General features: G+C 60.2%; 13 protein-coding genes. 6 read left to right on the top strand and 7 right to left on the bottom strand.

Annotated features, from left to right (window positions below; translation table 11 throughout):
• Positions 1 to 18: 18 nt before the first annotated feature.
• The 5 genes from AB5750_RS00985 to AB5750_RS01005 form a co-directional block, all read right to left on the bottom strand.
• Positions 19 to 681, bottom strand: coding sequence for a TetR/AcrR family transcriptional regulator (locus tag AB5750_RS00985; RefSeq protein ID WP_035137606.1), 663 nt, complete (start codon positions 679 to 681; stop codon positions 19 to 21).
• A 74-nt stretch (positions 682 to 755) separates the two neighbouring features.
• The gene (locus tag AB5750_RS00990) at positions 756 to 1094 is read right to left on the bottom strand and encodes a P-II family nitrogen regulator (protein WP_368145103.1); all 339 of its coding nucleotides are present in this window, start codon (positions 1092 to 1094) and stop codon (positions 756 to 758) included.
• A gap of 192 nt (positions 1095 to 1286) precedes the next feature.
• Entirely contained in the window at positions 1287 to 2564 is a 1278-nt protein-coding gene (locus AB5750_RS00995; RefSeq protein WP_368145105.1) for an ammonium transporter, read from the bottom strand.
• A 198-nt stretch (positions 2565 to 2762) separates the two neighbouring features.
• Positions 2763 to 3656, bottom strand: coding sequence for a putative ABC transporter permease (locus AB5750_RS01000; RefSeq protein ID WP_368145106.1), 894 nt, complete (start codon positions 3654 to 3656; stop codon positions 2763 to 2765).
• Positions 3657 to 3784: 128 nt separating this feature from the next.
• A complete protein-coding gene (locus tag AB5750_RS01005) occupies positions 3785 to 4318 on the bottom strand; it encodes an HD domain-containing protein (protein WP_368145107.1) in 534 nt (177 codons plus the stop codon).
• A 228-nt stretch (positions 4319 to 4546) separates the two neighbouring features.
• Here AB5750_RS01005 and AB5750_RS01010 point away from each other — a divergent pair, with 228 nt between their 5' ends.
• The 6 genes from AB5750_RS01010 (at position 4547) to AB5750_RS01035 (ending at position 11077) form a co-directional block, all read left to right on the top strand.
• Positions 4547 to 6328 (top strand): 1-deoxy-D-xylulose-5-phosphate synthase, encoded by a 1782-nt coding sequence (locus AB5750_RS01010; protein ID WP_368145109.1) that lies wholly within the window; start codon positions 4547 to 4549, stop codon positions 6326 to 6328.
• Between the two features lie 427 nt (positions 6329 to 6755).
• Positions 6756 to 7751, top strand: coding sequence for a glutamate ABC transporter substrate-binding protein (locus AB5750_RS01015; protein WP_138113223.1), 996 nt, complete (start codon positions 6756 to 6758; stop codon positions 7749 to 7751).
• Positions 7752 to 7889: 138 nt separating this feature from the next.
• Positions 7890 to 8549, top strand: coding sequence for an amino acid ABC transporter permease (locus AB5750_RS01020; RefSeq protein WP_368145110.1), 660 nt, complete (start codon positions 7890 to 7892; stop codon positions 8547 to 8549).
• Positions 8546 to 9379, top strand: coding sequence for an amino acid ABC transporter permease (locus tag AB5750_RS01025; RefSeq protein ID WP_368145112.1), 834 nt, complete (start codon positions 8546 to 8548; stop codon positions 9377 to 9379). The genes AB5750_RS01020 and AB5750_RS01025 overlap by 4 nt, the downstream gene beginning before the upstream one ends.
• Positions 9380 to 9415: 36 nt before the next feature.
• Complete coding sequence (locus AB5750_RS01030) at positions 9416 to 10180, top strand: amino acid ABC transporter ATP-binding protein (RefSeq protein WP_089572310.1); 765 nt, start codon at positions 9416 to 9418, stop codon at positions 10178 to 10180.
• An 87-nt stretch (positions 10181 to 10267) separates the two neighbouring features.
• A complete protein-coding gene (locus tag AB5750_RS01035; protein WP_161144628.1) occupies positions 10268 to 11077 on the top strand; it encodes a gamma-glutamyl-gamma-aminobutyrate hydrolase family protein in 810 nt (269 codons plus the stop codon).
• 108 nt (positions 11078 to 11185) lie between these two features.
• Here the strand turns inward: AB5750_RS01035 and AB5750_RS01040 are convergent, their stop codons facing one another.
• Both AB5750_RS01040 and AB5750_RS01045 read right to left on the bottom strand, forming a co-directional pair.
• Complete coding sequence (locus tag AB5750_RS01040; RefSeq protein WP_368145114.1) at positions 11186 to 11542, bottom strand: Hpt domain-containing protein; 357 nt, start codon at positions 11540 to 11542, stop codon at positions 11186 to 11188.
• A gap of 23 nt (positions 11543 to 11565) precedes the next feature.
• Positions 11566 to 13446 (bottom strand): diguanylate cyclase, encoded by a 1881-nt coding sequence (locus AB5750_RS01045; protein WP_368145116.1) that lies wholly within the window; start codon positions 13444 to 13446, stop codon positions 11566 to 11568.
• Between the last annotated feature and the right edge of the window lie 362 nt (positions 13447 to 13808).

Below are 13808 nucleotides of genomic sequence, written 5' to 3' on the forward strand. Positions count from 1 at the left end.
ATACCGTTGGTATCTATATTACCACCCGGCACGGTTCCATACGTCCCAAATCTGGGCCGTTGTCTGGAGCACTTCATTACCCAAATCGAGCCCCACCGCTGCCGCCATCTGTGCCAAACATTGTGCGCGAGCGAGCATTCGCTCCTTGGGCTCGAGCGGACGGAACAATGGCAGCAGCCAAAGATTCGCTAACAACGATACGGCCTCCGCTGCTTCGCGCGGGCATTCGCACGCAATGGAGCCGTCGGCGATGCCCTCCTCGATTACTGGCAAGAGATTGCCATCGGCCGACTCGTCAAACGAACCTTGGTACTGCATCGCCAGCAGCCGCGAGCTTTTTACCGGATCTGCCGCAGGATGCATGCGAGCCCATAGCTCGATTTGCGGAACGACGGACTCGGGCGCATAAAGTCGTTTGAGCTTTTGAGCTCCCGTCATATTGCCAGCACCGAGTGTCGCGCGACGGTGTTCAGCAATCGGAGCCGTTGCCCGATCAAATGCGGCGTTGAAAATCTCCTCTTTGCTCTTAAAGTGATGATAGACAGCACCCTTGGTCATGCCATCGAGGCGGTCGACGATGTCTTGGATGCTCGTCCCCTCATAACCCTGTACGCAGAATAGCTCCAGCGCCGCGTCGAGAATCTTCGCGACAGTCTCCTCGGGATATTTATTACGACCCATAATCCGTCCATCCACAACGCAAGTCTTGTGCCTCATTGCAGCATTTTAACGTTGCGGATGGTAGACGGTCGATTCTACACCGCGGCGGGGCCGTGTTCGCCGGTACGGATGCGGATGACTTCCTCGACCGGCTCGACCCAAATCTTGCCGTCTCCAACGGCACCGGTACGAGCGACGTTGCAGATGATGTCGACAATTCCGTCGACATGCTCATCGGCACAAATGAGCGTGAACTGCACCTTAGGGATCGTGTTAACAAGCAACTCGTTGCCGCGCACGTATTCCTTCCAGCCATGTTGCGCACCGCAGCCCTGCACCTGGTTGATAGTCATACCGCGAACATCAGCAGCAAACAGCGCATCTTTAAGAACCTCAAGCTTCTCGGCGCGAACAATCGCCGTAATCTTCTTCATAGTGAATTCCTCTCTTTAATAAAAGAAATTGATTGTTCTTCACATGGCACGGGTTTTCCAGGTGCCCGAGATTGCCCCGAAAGAGGAGCGCCGCGTACTTCGGTACGCAAGCGACGGTTTGAGGGGTAAGGTCGGGTGCCTGGGAAAGCCGCGCGACGATTGAACGGCAAGGTGCGGAGCTTGGGGAAGCTGCTAATCGAGCCCGGAGAACGAAGGGTACGCGCTCTCACCGTGCTGACTCGCATCCAGGCCCAGCGCCTCGTCGGCCTCGTCCACGCGCAGACTGCCGTGGAACAGCACCTTGACCACCGCGGCGATCACCAAATCGAGCACCAACACAATAGCGACCGTCACCACAATGCCCAAAATCTGCGAGATGAGCAGCGACACGTCGCCCGTGTAGAACAGGCCGCCCTTACCAGTCCACGAGAGCTCCGGCACACAGAACAGGCCTGTGAGCACGCCGCCCAAGATGCCGCCGATGCCGTGGCAACCAAACGCGTCGAGCGCATCGTCGTAGCCAAACTTGGTCTTAAGATGGCTGATGGCCAGGTAGCAGACGGGCGATACGATCAGGCCCGTGACCAGCGCCGCCCACGGCTCGACAAAGCCCGCACCCGGCGTGACCACCACAAGGCCCGCAACCAGACCGGTGCTGGCACCCACCAGCGTGGGGCGGCCGGTGCGCACGCGCTCGACGGCAAGCCACGAGACCATGCCCGCCGCGCTGGCCGTCACGGTGTTGAGGATGGCGAGCGCCGCCACGGCGTCGGCCTTGAACTCGCTTCCGCCGTTAAAGCCAAACCAGCCAAACCAAAGCAGGCCGGCGCCCAGCGCCACAAACGGCACGTTATGCGGGCGATAGCTCACCATGCCAAAACCGCGACGACGGCCGAGCATTAAGCAGAGAATCAGGCCCGTGAGACCGGACGAAATGTGCACCACGTCGCCGCCGGCAAAGTCGAGTGCGCCGATGATGTCGCCGATAAAGGAGCCATCGCCGCCCCAGACCATGTGGGCGAGCGGCGCATAGACCACGAGCAGCCAAATGCCCAGGAAGGCCGTCATGGCACCAAACTTAACGCGGCCGGCCAGGCTGCCCGTGACGATAGCTGCCGTGATCATGGCAAACGCCATTTGGAAGGCGATGTTGATGATTTGAGGGTAGACGGCACCGTCCGCGGCATTGCCCTCGGCCGCCTGCAGCACCTGGCCGAGCACCGGCAGGCACAGCAGCTGGTCAAGGCCTCCAATAAACGGGCTGGAACCGTCGCCGCCGCAGGCCAGTGACCAGCCGGCAACAATCCACAGCACACCAACCAGGCCAATGGCGCCAAAGCACATAAGCATGGTGTTGATGACATTTTTGCGCCTGGACAGGCCGCCATAGAAAAACGCCAGGCCCGGTGTCATTAAAAACACGAGCATGGTGCAGATGAGCATAAACGTTGTCGATCCCGTATCGAACATTCGCTCCCCCTTGATCGCATGAACGTTGTCGGCGCCCATAATGCGGCCGAGGGGCAACTGGTGTAGACCAGATACGGCGTTGTTAAACGCGGCGTTGTCGAATGGAAACGGTGCCGCAATCTTGGAAACGGCGCGGCAACGGGCGCGAAACGAACGGGAAATACGCGAGCAAGGGAGCCGTGAGCGCGCCCATCCCGGCTAGCGCCGAAACAGCTCGTGGGCGCGGTCGCGGAGATTAGTTGCTCGAATGACACCTTCGTAGCGATTGATGCGCAGACGCGGGAAGGCATTGAAAAAGCGTAGGTCGCGGCGGCTGAGTGACACGCTCGGTACCGGACGGCTCATGCACTTACCGGCAAGGCGACGACTGAGCGACGGACGCGGCATGCTCGGCGCGGCATCGGCCACGCGGCGGGCGGCAAGCGCCAGGCCGCGAGCACCATCCGCGATAAACGTCGGCATCGAAGCCTTCTCGCGCAGGGCATCGAGCGCGGCGTCACCCAGCTCGGCCAGCCACGCGTTAACGGCACGGCTACGGATGTGCGTCTGTGCCACCGAGTCAATCGTAGAATCGGGAATGCGCTCGAGCATTGAGTCGGACGCGTCGGCAAGCGACTCGTTGATGCGGTCGGCAAGGTCGGCCCGGACGCGCTCCAGCTGATCAGACAGACGCCGCCAGCTCGCCAATGAGCACAACGCGTCGACCATCATCGCGACCGCGACGATAAAGGCGGACAACCGCACAATCAGCACCGGCAGATGGCCAAGCAGCCCCAGCAATGCCGGCTCCACTAAACGGCAAATGCACAACGCACCCAGGCCAAACGCGCAGGCCCAGTACAGACAGATACGTCCGTGCAGGTTAAACGGCAGATGCGAATAGTCCCAAAAGCGAGCGCCCGTTGTTTTTTCCAACAGCACGCCTACGCTGTACTCAATCACGCTGCATACGAGCGCTGCAGCGACAAACTGGCTCGGGGCATCCGGAATCCCGCGCAACAGCAGCCAGCAGGCAATGCCACCCGCGCCATAGATAGGGCAACACGGTCCCAGCAAAAAGCCGCTGTTGGCAAAGCGTCCGTGGTTGAGCATGGCGCAGACTGTCGATTCCCATGCCCAGCCGCAAAAACGTAGAAGGCAAACGAGAGCACCAGTGCCGAAAGCGGGCAGGCGGCAAGCGTCGCGCCGTCAAAGGACATGTCGATCGCGGTCCCCACCGTCTACCCTCTCCTCTTCTCGCTCGAGCCTTCGTTCAAATCATCTGTGCAGCCCCTGCGCGGCAGACGGCCGGCAACTGTCTCGCACAGCGCGCACCACTTATCCGCCATACACACAATCCAGGCCTCACGACACGTCGGCGGAACCGGTACCAGCGGAAACATATGACGCGTGATAATATTCCGCTCGCGAGGCGTTAGCTCAAAATCTTCCTCGGCACGCGCCAGGGCAAAAAACGGGTGACGAAATCCGTGCAGTCGATGGCTCGGGTTGGGGTCGTGCCAATCGTAGAGAAAGAAATCGTGTAACAAGGCTCCGCGCAGCAACGAGGCGCGGTCGACCAAAATGCCTGCACGGCCCAAGCGCTCGGCAAAGGACAGGCTCGCCCGCGCCACCGAGATCACATGCGCATACACCGTCACATCGCCATGCTGGATAAACTCGCGCGTCAGGTCCAGACGGCCCGCCTGTGCCAGTTGACGGGCAGCATGGTCTACTTCGCACGCGATTTTCTCGGCACGAACGCCATCGGACATGCTGCCTCCTTCCAGCGACTCACAGCGACAAGCCACGGCCTGCACGCATGGAATAAAATCATCATCGAATCTACCAGTATGGCATCGGACAAAACGTTTTGCCCCACCAGTTGGCGAATTACCGCGCCGCCGTCACATATCAAACGCCAAAATGTGCGAGACTGTCTTGTGCAATTGTGTCGGCCGAGGGAGCGCCGACGCTCGATTCGCATGGAGTAACCCACAACGATGCTGCTTACGCAAACGACAACGCCCGAGGACGTCAAGGCTCTTAATCGTGCCGAGCTCCCGCAGCTCTGCGACGAGATTCGCCACGCCATCCTCGAAAGCTCCGCCGCCGTCGGCGGGCACGTTGCCCCCAACCTGGGCGTCGTTGAGCTTACGGTTGCGCTTCATCGCGTGTTTAACTCCCCTATCGACAAGATTGTCTTTGACGTTTCGCACCAGACCTACGCCCACAAGGCGCTGACGGGGCGCGCGTACACTTATATCGATCCGAAGCGCTTTGGCGAGGCCTCTGGCTTTGCCAATCCCGACGAGTCCGAGCATGACCTGTTCGCCATGGGTCACACCTCGACCTCGGTGAGCCTGGGCTGCGGCCTAGCGCACGCTCGCGACCTGGCGGGCGATGCATACAACGTCATCGCCATCATTGGCGACGGCTCGCTTTCGGGCGGCCTGGCGTTTGAGGGCTTCAACAATGCCGCCGATCTCGACAGCAACCTGATCATCATCGTCAACGATAACGACCAGTCCATTGCCGAGAACCATGGCGGCCTGTATTGCAATCTGGCCGAGCTGCGCGCCAGCAACGGCGCCTGTGAGCGCAACGTTTTCCGCGCGATGGGACTCGACTACCGTTATTTGGACGCCGGCAACGACGTGTTGGCCCTGGTCGACGCGCTGCAGGAACTGCGCAATATCGATCATCCCATCGTGCTGCACGTCTCCACCGCCAAGGGCAAGGGCTTTGAGCCAGCCCAGAACGACCCCGAACGCTGGCACCACGTTGGTCCGTTTGACATGGCAACAGGGCGCAAGCTCTGCCCGGGCCATCCGAGCGAGCCTGCGCCGCGCACCTATGCCGACATTACGGGCGAGGCGCTCAGCGCCGCCATCGAGCGCGATCCGCAGGTCGTGGGTATCACGGCCGCCACGCCCTACATCATGGGCTTTACACCCGAGCTTCGCGCTGCCGCCGGCAAACAGTTCGTCGATGTTGGCATTGCCGAGGAGCACGCCGTGACCTTTGCCACCGCGCTTGCGCGCTCGGGCGCCAAGCCAGTCTTTGGTGTGTACGGCACGTTTTTGCAGCGCGCCTACGACGAACTGTGGCACGACCTGTGCCTCAACGATGTCCCCGCAACCATCTTGGTGTTTGGCGCGTCGATCTTTGGCACCACGTCCGAGACGCACCTTTCGTTCTTTGATATTTCCATGCTGGGCGGTCTTCCCAACATGCGCTACTTGGCGCCGGCCTGCATGGAGGAATACCTGTCCATGCTGAGTTGGTCGCTCGACCACCGCGAGCATCCCGTGGCGATTCGTGTACCGGGCATCGGCCTGGTTATCCGCCCCGACTTGGCGCCCGCCGAGGACGCCGACTACAGCGTCGTTCGCTACAACGTAGTGCGCCAAGGTCGCGACGTAGCAGTGCTCGCGCTCGGCGATTTCTTTGAGCTGGGCGAACGCGTGGCAAACCGCTTGGCTGCCGAGTACGGCATCGAGGCCACGCTCGTCAACCCGCGCTTTGCAACCGAGCTCGACCGCAAGTTCCTCGACAGCCTTGCCGCCGAGCATCGCGTCGTCGTCACCCTCGAGGACGGCATCTTGGACGGCGGCTGGGGCGAGCGCGTGGCATGCTATCTGGCATGCACGCCGTTGCGCACGCGCACCTTCGGCATCGCCAAGAGCTTCCCCGACCGCTACGACCCCAACGAACTGCTCGCGCAGAATGGCATGACGGTCGAGAACATGGCCGCCGAAGCCGTGAGACTACTCAACGAGTAAGAAAACCTCCGCAAGGGAAGCATCCCTGCGGAGGTTTTTATTTTCGCGACGCGATTATCTCAATCTGTAACATCTAGGGCCCGAATTACCGTCTAACTGTTACAGATTGAGACAAAACAGCAAGTCATGGTCGGCGCGAAAAACGAATAGCCGTTCATACGCGATCTCCTTACTTATATACGTGTCGCGTTGCCGCCATTATAGCGACCGCTGCGGGCGACCACGCCGTCCGCAAAGCGCTATCTCAGCTGCAATAATCGACGTTTGCCCAGATAAAACCTGCCAAAATAAACCTGTCCCTTTTTGGTAGGTACAATAACCCATAAGGTAAGTATGTTTCTGAGTTATTTCGTATTGACCCATTTGAGCGCGATAGGGTATAACTCTACTCAACCGCTAGGGATTTTATTGAGAAAGGTGTTCTACCATGAGCAAGAACCTCTCCCAGCAGGTCGTTCTCGACCGTCGCGGCTTCGTTGCCGCCACTTTCGCAACCGTCGCCGGCCTTGGTCTTGCCGGCTGCTCCGACACCAGCGCCGAGGCCGACAAGGGTTCCGCCGCCGGCTCTTCCAAGAGCTCCGAGGATACCGAGGCTTCCACCACGCTCGACGCCAAGGCATTCGACAAGCTCGTCGACAACGGCCCCAAGGCCGATGACGACGCCATCGCCGCCAGCACCTGGGCGACGGCCGTCAAGGACGCCGGCGTCTTTAAGATCGGTGGCGTTCAGACCTCCACGCTCTTCTCCCTCCTCAACGAGAAAGACGGTCAGACCCGCGGCTTCGACGCCGGTATCGCACAGCTCCTGTCCAACTACATTCTGGGCGAGAACAAGGTCGAGATCACCCAGGTAACCTCGGACACGCGCGAGTCCGTCCTGCAGAATGGCCAGGTCGACGCCGTCTTTGCCACCTACACCATCACTGACGAGCGCAAGAAACTCGTCTCCTTTGCCGGTCCCTATTACTACACGCAGCAGGCCATCCTGGTGCTCGCCGATAACGACGACATCAAGGGCGTCGACGACCTGGCCGACAAGAACGTCGCCGTCCAGTCCGGCTCCAACGGCCCCGCCATCCTGGAGGAGTTCGCCCCCAAGGCCAGCCAGCAGGAGTTCAAGACCGACGAGGAGGCCCGCCAGGCACTCCAGCAGGGTCGCGTTGATGCCTACGTCATCGATAACAACATGCAGCAGAGCGCCCTGGTTCGTGAGCCCGGCAAGTACAAGATCGCCGGCAAGCCCTTCGGCAGCAAGGAGCCTTACGGCATCGGCCTGCCGCTCGATTCCGACGGCGTCGCCTTCGTCAATGACTTCCTTAAGAAGATTGAGGACGACGGCACCTGGACCGAGCTGTGGCAGATCTGCATCGGCGACCGTACGGGCGACACCAACGTTCCCGAGCTGCCCGAGATCGGCGCCTAGGCAGCGAGCCTGGTAACGGCCGCAACGAAACCATACGGAAACGCATGATGCGCTTTATTGCGGTAAACTGTTTCCTCACTGAGTTGTCGGGGCTTCCGTACACACGGGAGCCCCTTTCCTTATCGGCGGGAGGTCCGCATGAGTCTCTCCGAACTCTGGTCGCTCTATGGCCAGAACTATATCGACGCGCTGCTAGCAACCTGGGGCATGACGCTTGAGTCGTTTGCCATCGCCATGGTGCTGGCCGTCGCCGTCACCGTGATGCGCGTGTCGCCGCTCAAGCCGCTGCGCGTCTTTGGCGACCTGTATGTCCAGGTCTTCCGTAACATCCCCGGCATCGCGCTGCTCATCATCGTCGTCTACGCACTGCCGCCGCTCAAGGTCGTTCTGCCCTACCGCACCTGCGTTATCGTCGCCACGGTCCTCTTGGGCTCGGCCTTTGGCTCCGAAAACTTTATGAGCGGCATCAACACCGTAGGCGTCGGCCAGGTGGAAGCCGCCCGCTCGCTGGGCATGAGCTTCAGCCGTGTCCTCGCCAAAATCGTGATTCCGCAGGCGCTGCGCTCGAGCGTGCTGCCCATGACCAACCTCTTTATCGCCGTCATGCTCACCACCGCCTTGGGCAGCCAGGTGCCGCTTAAACCGCAGGAGCTCACTGGCGTGGTGAGCTACATCAACACGCGCTCGCTCGGCGGCGTCGCCGCGTTCTTTATCTCGGCGCTCGGCTACCTGGGCACGGCCTTTGTGGTGAGCCACATTGGCAACTACATCGATAAGAAGGTGAGGATCCTCCGATGAGCAAGCATTCCACCTCCGCGCTCACCATGCGCGATGCGCTCTACGAGGCTCCCGGCCCCAAGATGCGCGCCAAGATTCGCATCGGCACCGCCATTTCGCTCGTTGCCGTGGCCGCGCTCATCGCTCTGGTACTGCAGCGCTTTTATGTGACCGGTCAGCTTTCGGTCCACTATTGGTATTTCTTTACGCACTTCACCACCTGGAAGTTCTTGCTTGCCGGCTTTGAGGGCACCGTTAAAGTCGCACTCACCGCTGGCGCTATCGCGCTGGTGCTGGGCTTAGCCCTTATGCTCGGCCGTACCAGCGACATTAAGCCGCTGCAGCTGGTCTGCCGCGTGCTCACCGATTTCTTCCGCGGCGTGCCGAGTCTGCTGTTCATCTACTTCTTCTTTTTGGTGCTGCCCCAGTACAAGATCGCGCTGCCGTCGTTTTGGATGCTCACACTCCCTGTCGCGCTCGCCGCAGCCGGCGTGCTGGCCGAGATTTTCCGCGCCGGTGTCAACGCCGTACCGCGCGGGCAGGTCGAGGCGGCCCAGGCGCTCGGTCTCTCCAAGGCTAAAATCACCTTTAAAATCGTATTGCCGCAGGCTATTCGATTTATCATTCCGTCGTTGATCTCGCAGCTTGTGGTCGTAGTCAAAGACACCACCGTCGCCTACGTGGTGAGCTACCCCGACCTCATGCAAAATGCCCGCGTGCTCATTACCAACTACGACGCCCTCGTGTCGGTCTACCTGGTAATCGCGGTCATCTACATCCTCATCAACGTTGCGATCAACAAGGCCGCTGTCTACGTTTCGCACAAGACCGGTGCGACCATCATCCGCTAACGCTTTACCATTTCGAGTCATAAGGAGCCGAGCACCATGGCACAGAGCACTTCTTCTACCGGCAATCAGCCGTTGATTGAGCTCAAGCACGTCGATAAGCACTATGGCGACCTGCACGTTCTCAACGACATCAATCTGTCAGTCGATCGCGGCGAGGTCGTCGTTGTGATCGGCCCCTCGGGCTCGGGCAAGTCGACCATGTGCCGCACCATCAACCGCCTGGAAACCATCGACTCGGGCGAGATCCTCATCGAGGGCGAGCCCCTGCCGCAGGAAGGCAAGGACCTTGCCCGCATGCGTGCCGAGCTGGGCATGGTGTTTCAGCAGTTCAACCTGTTCGCACATATGACCGTACTGCAGAACGTCATGCTAGGGCCGGTCGATGTGCTGGGCGTGTCCAAGGAGGAGGCCCGCGAGCGCGCCATGGACCTGCTGAGCCGCGTGGGCGTTGCCGAGCAGGCCGATAAGGTGCCCGCACAGCTTTCGGGCGGCCAGCAGCAGCGCGTGGCCATCGCCCGTTCGCTTGCCATGCAGCCCAAGGCCATGCTTTTTGACGAGCCCACAAGCGCGCTGGACCCCGAAATGATCAACGAGGTGCTCGAGGTCATGGTTCGCCTGGCGCAGCAGGGCATGACGATGATCGTCATCACGCACGAGATGAACTTCGCCCGCCGCGTAGCCGACCGCGTCGTCTTTATGGCCGACGGCCAGATCGTGGAAACCGGCACGCCCGACGAGTTCTTCGACCATCCCCAGACCAAGCGCGCCCAGGACTTCCTCAACTCCATTAAGGGCCACTAACCAGCCACCCCGTGGGACAAATCCATCAGAAGTGTTGTCCCACGTCCCCCATGCGCCCTGCCACCTTTAGATTCGAAAGCAACACCTATGATCGGAACCCGCACCTCATCGTCATACACCCCGCACGTCGACGTTGCCCCCGCCGACCGTCCGCTCATCCTCGTCGCGCCGCGTTGGGAAGAGGCAAAACCGTTTTTGAGCGAGACGCTCTCCCCCAACGAGGAAATCGCAAGTGTCTTTGTCGATGCCATCCTTGCCGCCGGTGGCCTGCCGCTGCAGATGTCTATTACCGAAGACGTCGATGTTATCCGTCATTACGTGGAAATCGCTGACGGTATCGCTATTCCCGGCGGCCCGGACGTCAACCCCAAACGCTGGGGCGACGAGCGTCCTTACGACCCCACGCTGTGCTGCGAGATTCGCGACCGTTTTGAGTTTAAGCTGGTTAACGAGGTGCTTCGCGCCAAGAAGCCGCTCTTTACCACCTGCCGAGGCACGCAGCTGCTCAATGTCGCCACCGGCGGCACCCTGTGCATGGACGTGCCGAGCCTGGGTGCGCGCGAGGGCCGCACGCAGTGGCGTCATACCCACGTGCTCAACGATCCCGTGCACCCCGTCGAGGTCGTGCCGGGCTCGCTGCTGGAGCGCGCGGTTGGCGGGCACAGGCTAATCCAGACCAACTCGGCGCATCACTGCTGCGTCGATCGTCTGGGTAAAAGCACGCGCTTGGTCGCCAAGGCAACCGACGGCGTTCCCGAGTGCATCGAGGTCGAAGGCCAGCCATTCTGTCTAGGCGTGCAATGGCACCCTGAGTACACGTGGAAGACGCTCGAGACCGACTTTAACCTGTGGAAGTCGTTTGTCGAGGCAGCGGCCAAGGTAAAGCAGGCTCGTTAGTTCACGGACAGCACAACACAGAAGGGCGCCCCGCCGGCCACATGGTCCGGCGGGGCGCCCTTTTGTGACTACATCAACGGACTTGGGGCAGCCAAGGCTCGCAAGTTCTTATTCGGCCGCTTCGCGCAGGGCCGACATCGTAGCCGCATATTGCTGCTGCAACGCATGCATTCCCTCGTGAGCGCCGTCAACGGCATCGGCGCCGCGCAGCGCCTCGGTCACCACGACCGCCGGCTCGTACAGATTATCGAATCCCAGGTTCTGGCTCACGCCCTTGAGCGTGTGCGCTGCCATAAACGCTTCCTCGGCGTCTCCTGCCGCCATGGCAGCCTCCAACTTGTCCATGCTCTCGTCATCTAAAAACTTGAGGGCAAAGCGGGCAAGCATTTCCCCGCCCATCAGCCGAGCACACGCGTCATCATAATTAGCGCCGACCTTCTCATACGCCTCACGCATGGAAATCATGGATTAAAACTCCTTTGGTCAAACTAAATCGTGGGAAACGCGACGACATCGGCGGGGCGTGCCAACGTCTCGGCAATTTGGTCTTGCACCTCGAGCAGGCAGTCGAGCAACAGCGGGTTAAAGGTGCCGCACTTACCGTCCAGGATCATCTGGATTGCCTCCTTGTGCGGGATAGCGTCCTTGTACACACGCACGCTCGTCAGCGCATCATACACGTCGGCCACCGAGACCACCTGCGCGGCAATGGGGATCTCGTCGCCCTTAAGGCCATCGGGATAACCCTTGCCGTCCCAGCGCTCGTGGTGCCAACGCGCAATCTGGTACGCATATTCCATAAGCGCATTGCCGGCGTGTTGGCTACCCAGCTCACGCAGCATGTCGGCGCCGATCGTGGTATGCGTCTTCATAATCTCGAACTCCTCGGGCGTAAGGCGCCCGGGCTTGTTGAGAATCGCATCGTCAATCGACATCTTGCCGATATCGTGCAGCGCCGAAGCCAGGGCGATCGTGGAGCGTTCCTCATTGTCGAGGGAGATCGTGCCGCTACGCCGGACCAGACAGCCAAGCAGCAGCTCGGTCAGCTTCTCGATGTTCGTAACGTGCCTGCCGCTCTCGCCGTTGCGAAGCTCCATGACGCCGGCCATGATGTCGATGAGCATGCGACTGTTCTTGACGCGCTCGTTGTACTGCTGGGACAGCAGGTTCGTCAGGCGGCGCTGTTTGGCGTATAGGCGGATGGTGTTGCTTACACGGCGGCGCACGACACGGGAGTCAAACGGGCGATTGATATAGTCTGAGGCGCCCAGCTCGTAAGCGCGCAGAACCATATCATCGGAATCTTCGCTCGAGATCATGATGACAGGCAGATTGTCGAGACCCGATCGGCGCGACAGATCGGCCAGCACCTCAAAGCCGTTCGTGCCCGGCATGACAATATCCAGCAGCACGAGCGACAACTCATCGCCATAGCGGTCGAGCATGTCGAGCGCCGCACGACCGTTATCGGCCTCGAGGATGCAATACTCGTCCTTGAGCATCTCGTTGAGAATGGCTCGGTTCATCTCGGAGTCATCGACAATAAGCACCGAAGGCTTTTCGCTTTGGAAGGCCTCAATGGAATCGGCATCGGTCACGACCGTACCGGCTTTTGCCTTAGCGCGGCTCAATAACTGGACAGCGCGGCCAACTCCCTCATCGACCGTCTCGCCATGAATGCGAACGCCACCAACACATGCCGTCAAGCTCGCATACTCATGGCCCGGAACAATCGTGGCATGAACGGCATCGGACACCTGGTGCAGGCGACGGGTGAAGTCATCGGAGGGAATATTGGGCATGACGACCACAAACTTGTCGCAGCCATAGCGTACAAGCTCGTCAGTCGAACGAATTCCGCTGCGTATGGCTGTCGCCACAGCACCGAGCGCAAGGTCGCCGGCATGACGGCCACACGTATCGTTGAAGACCTTAAAATCATCAAGGTCGATCATCGCAACGCCGGCATTCATACGGGCGCTTCGGAGCTTTTCCTCATAATACCGGCGATTGTGCACACTCGTCAGCACGTCGGTGTAGACAAGGTCCTCTTCTGCAGCCTCTTGCTCATCGATCGGACGCACCATCAGCAAGACGTGAGGCTCGCCCTCGACCTTTAGAGGGCGCAGACGGGCGCGGTACTCAACACCATCGTTGAGCAGTTGCTCCGACACCTCACCCGAATCTGCCAAGGCCTCAAGACTCGATTGACGCAGACAAGGGCAGCGATCGCCGGCGAGCAAGCAGTTAGGCTCGTTCTTAATCTGATCGGCCGACAGCAAACGCACCACGGGGTAGGTCTTCGCGACGCGGGCGACCTCGGCGGCAGCCTCCTCGTCGGTTAGATTGACCTCGTGATTATTGAGCATATGGGGCCCTTTCGATAGCTTCGCTTGGTAGCGGTGGGTTCCAAATGCTACCAGAGTAGCACCTTGTCGATGCAGGTAAGCACGTGAATGTCGTTACATTTTTATGAGTTGGCAGACGGCACGATTGAAGCCGCAGGCGTGAGGTTTTGAGCACATTTGTTAACACGGCCGAAACGTTTGCGGGTGAAGCCTGTTTTGTTTTTTGCAGCTGCTAGAGCCCCAGGATGCCACGGACGGTCTGGGCAGCCGTTACCGGACGATCGCGCAGGCCGTTGTGCGCGCCGGGAACCATTACGAGTGGACAGTCCAAAAGCTCAGCCGCCATCCTCGTTCCCGCCTCGCGGGGCGTACCAATCGAGAGC

Origin of the sequence: Collinsella aerofaciens (genome assembly GCF_040926185.1) — a bacterium.
Taxonomy (GTDB): Bacteria; Actinomycetota; Coriobacteriia; order Coriobacteriales; family Coriobacteriaceae; genus Collinsella; species Collinsella aerofaciens_BC.

Coding starts and splice junctions, on each gene's coding strand:
- AB5750_RS00985 (WP_035137606.1), bottom strand. CDS start 681: ATGGGTCGTAATAAATATCCCGAGGAGACTGTCGCGAAGATTCTCGAC.
- AB5750_RS00990 (WP_368145103.1), bottom strand. CDS start 1,094: ATGAAGAAGATTACGGCGATTGTTCGCGCCGAGAAGCTTGAGGTTCTT.
- AB5750_RS00995 (WP_368145105.1), bottom strand. CDS start 2,564: ATGTTCGATACGGGATCGACAACGTTTATGCTCATCTGCACCATGCTC.
- AB5750_RS01000 (WP_368145106.1), bottom strand. CDS start 3,656: ATGCTCAACCACGGACGCTTTGCCAACAGCGGCTTTTTGCTGGGACCG.
- AB5750_RS01005 (WP_368145107.1), bottom strand. CDS start 4,318: ATGTCCGATGGCGTTCGTGCCGAGAAAATCGCGTGCGAAGTAGACCAT.
- AB5750_RS01010 (WP_368145109.1), top strand. CDS start 4,547: ATGCTGCTTACGCAAACGACAACGCCCGAGGACGTCAAGGCTCTTAAT.
- AB5750_RS01015 (WP_138113223.1), top strand. CDS start 6,756: ATGAGCAAGAACCTCTCCCAGCAGGTCGTTCTCGACCGTCGCGGCTTC.
- AB5750_RS01020 (WP_368145110.1), top strand. CDS start 7,890: ATGAGTCTCTCCGAACTCTGGTCGCTCTATGGCCAGAACTATATCGAC.
- AB5750_RS01025 (WP_368145112.1), top strand. CDS start 8,546: ATGAGCAAGCATTCCACCTCCGCGCTCACCATGCGCGATGCGCTCTAC.
- AB5750_RS01030 (WP_089572310.1), top strand. CDS start 9,416: ATGGCACAGAGCACTTCTTCTACCGGCAATCAGCCGTTGATTGAGCTC.
- AB5750_RS01035 (WP_161144628.1), top strand. CDS start 10,268: ATGATCGGAACCCGCACCTCATCGTCATACACCCCGCACGTCGACGTT.
- AB5750_RS01040 (WP_368145114.1), bottom strand. CDS start 11,542: ATGATTTCCATGCGTGAGGCGTATGAGAAGGTCGGCGCTAATTATGAT.
- AB5750_RS01045 (WP_368145116.1), bottom strand. CDS start 13,446: ATGCTCAATAATCACGAGGTCAATCTAACCGACGAGGAGGCTGCCGCC.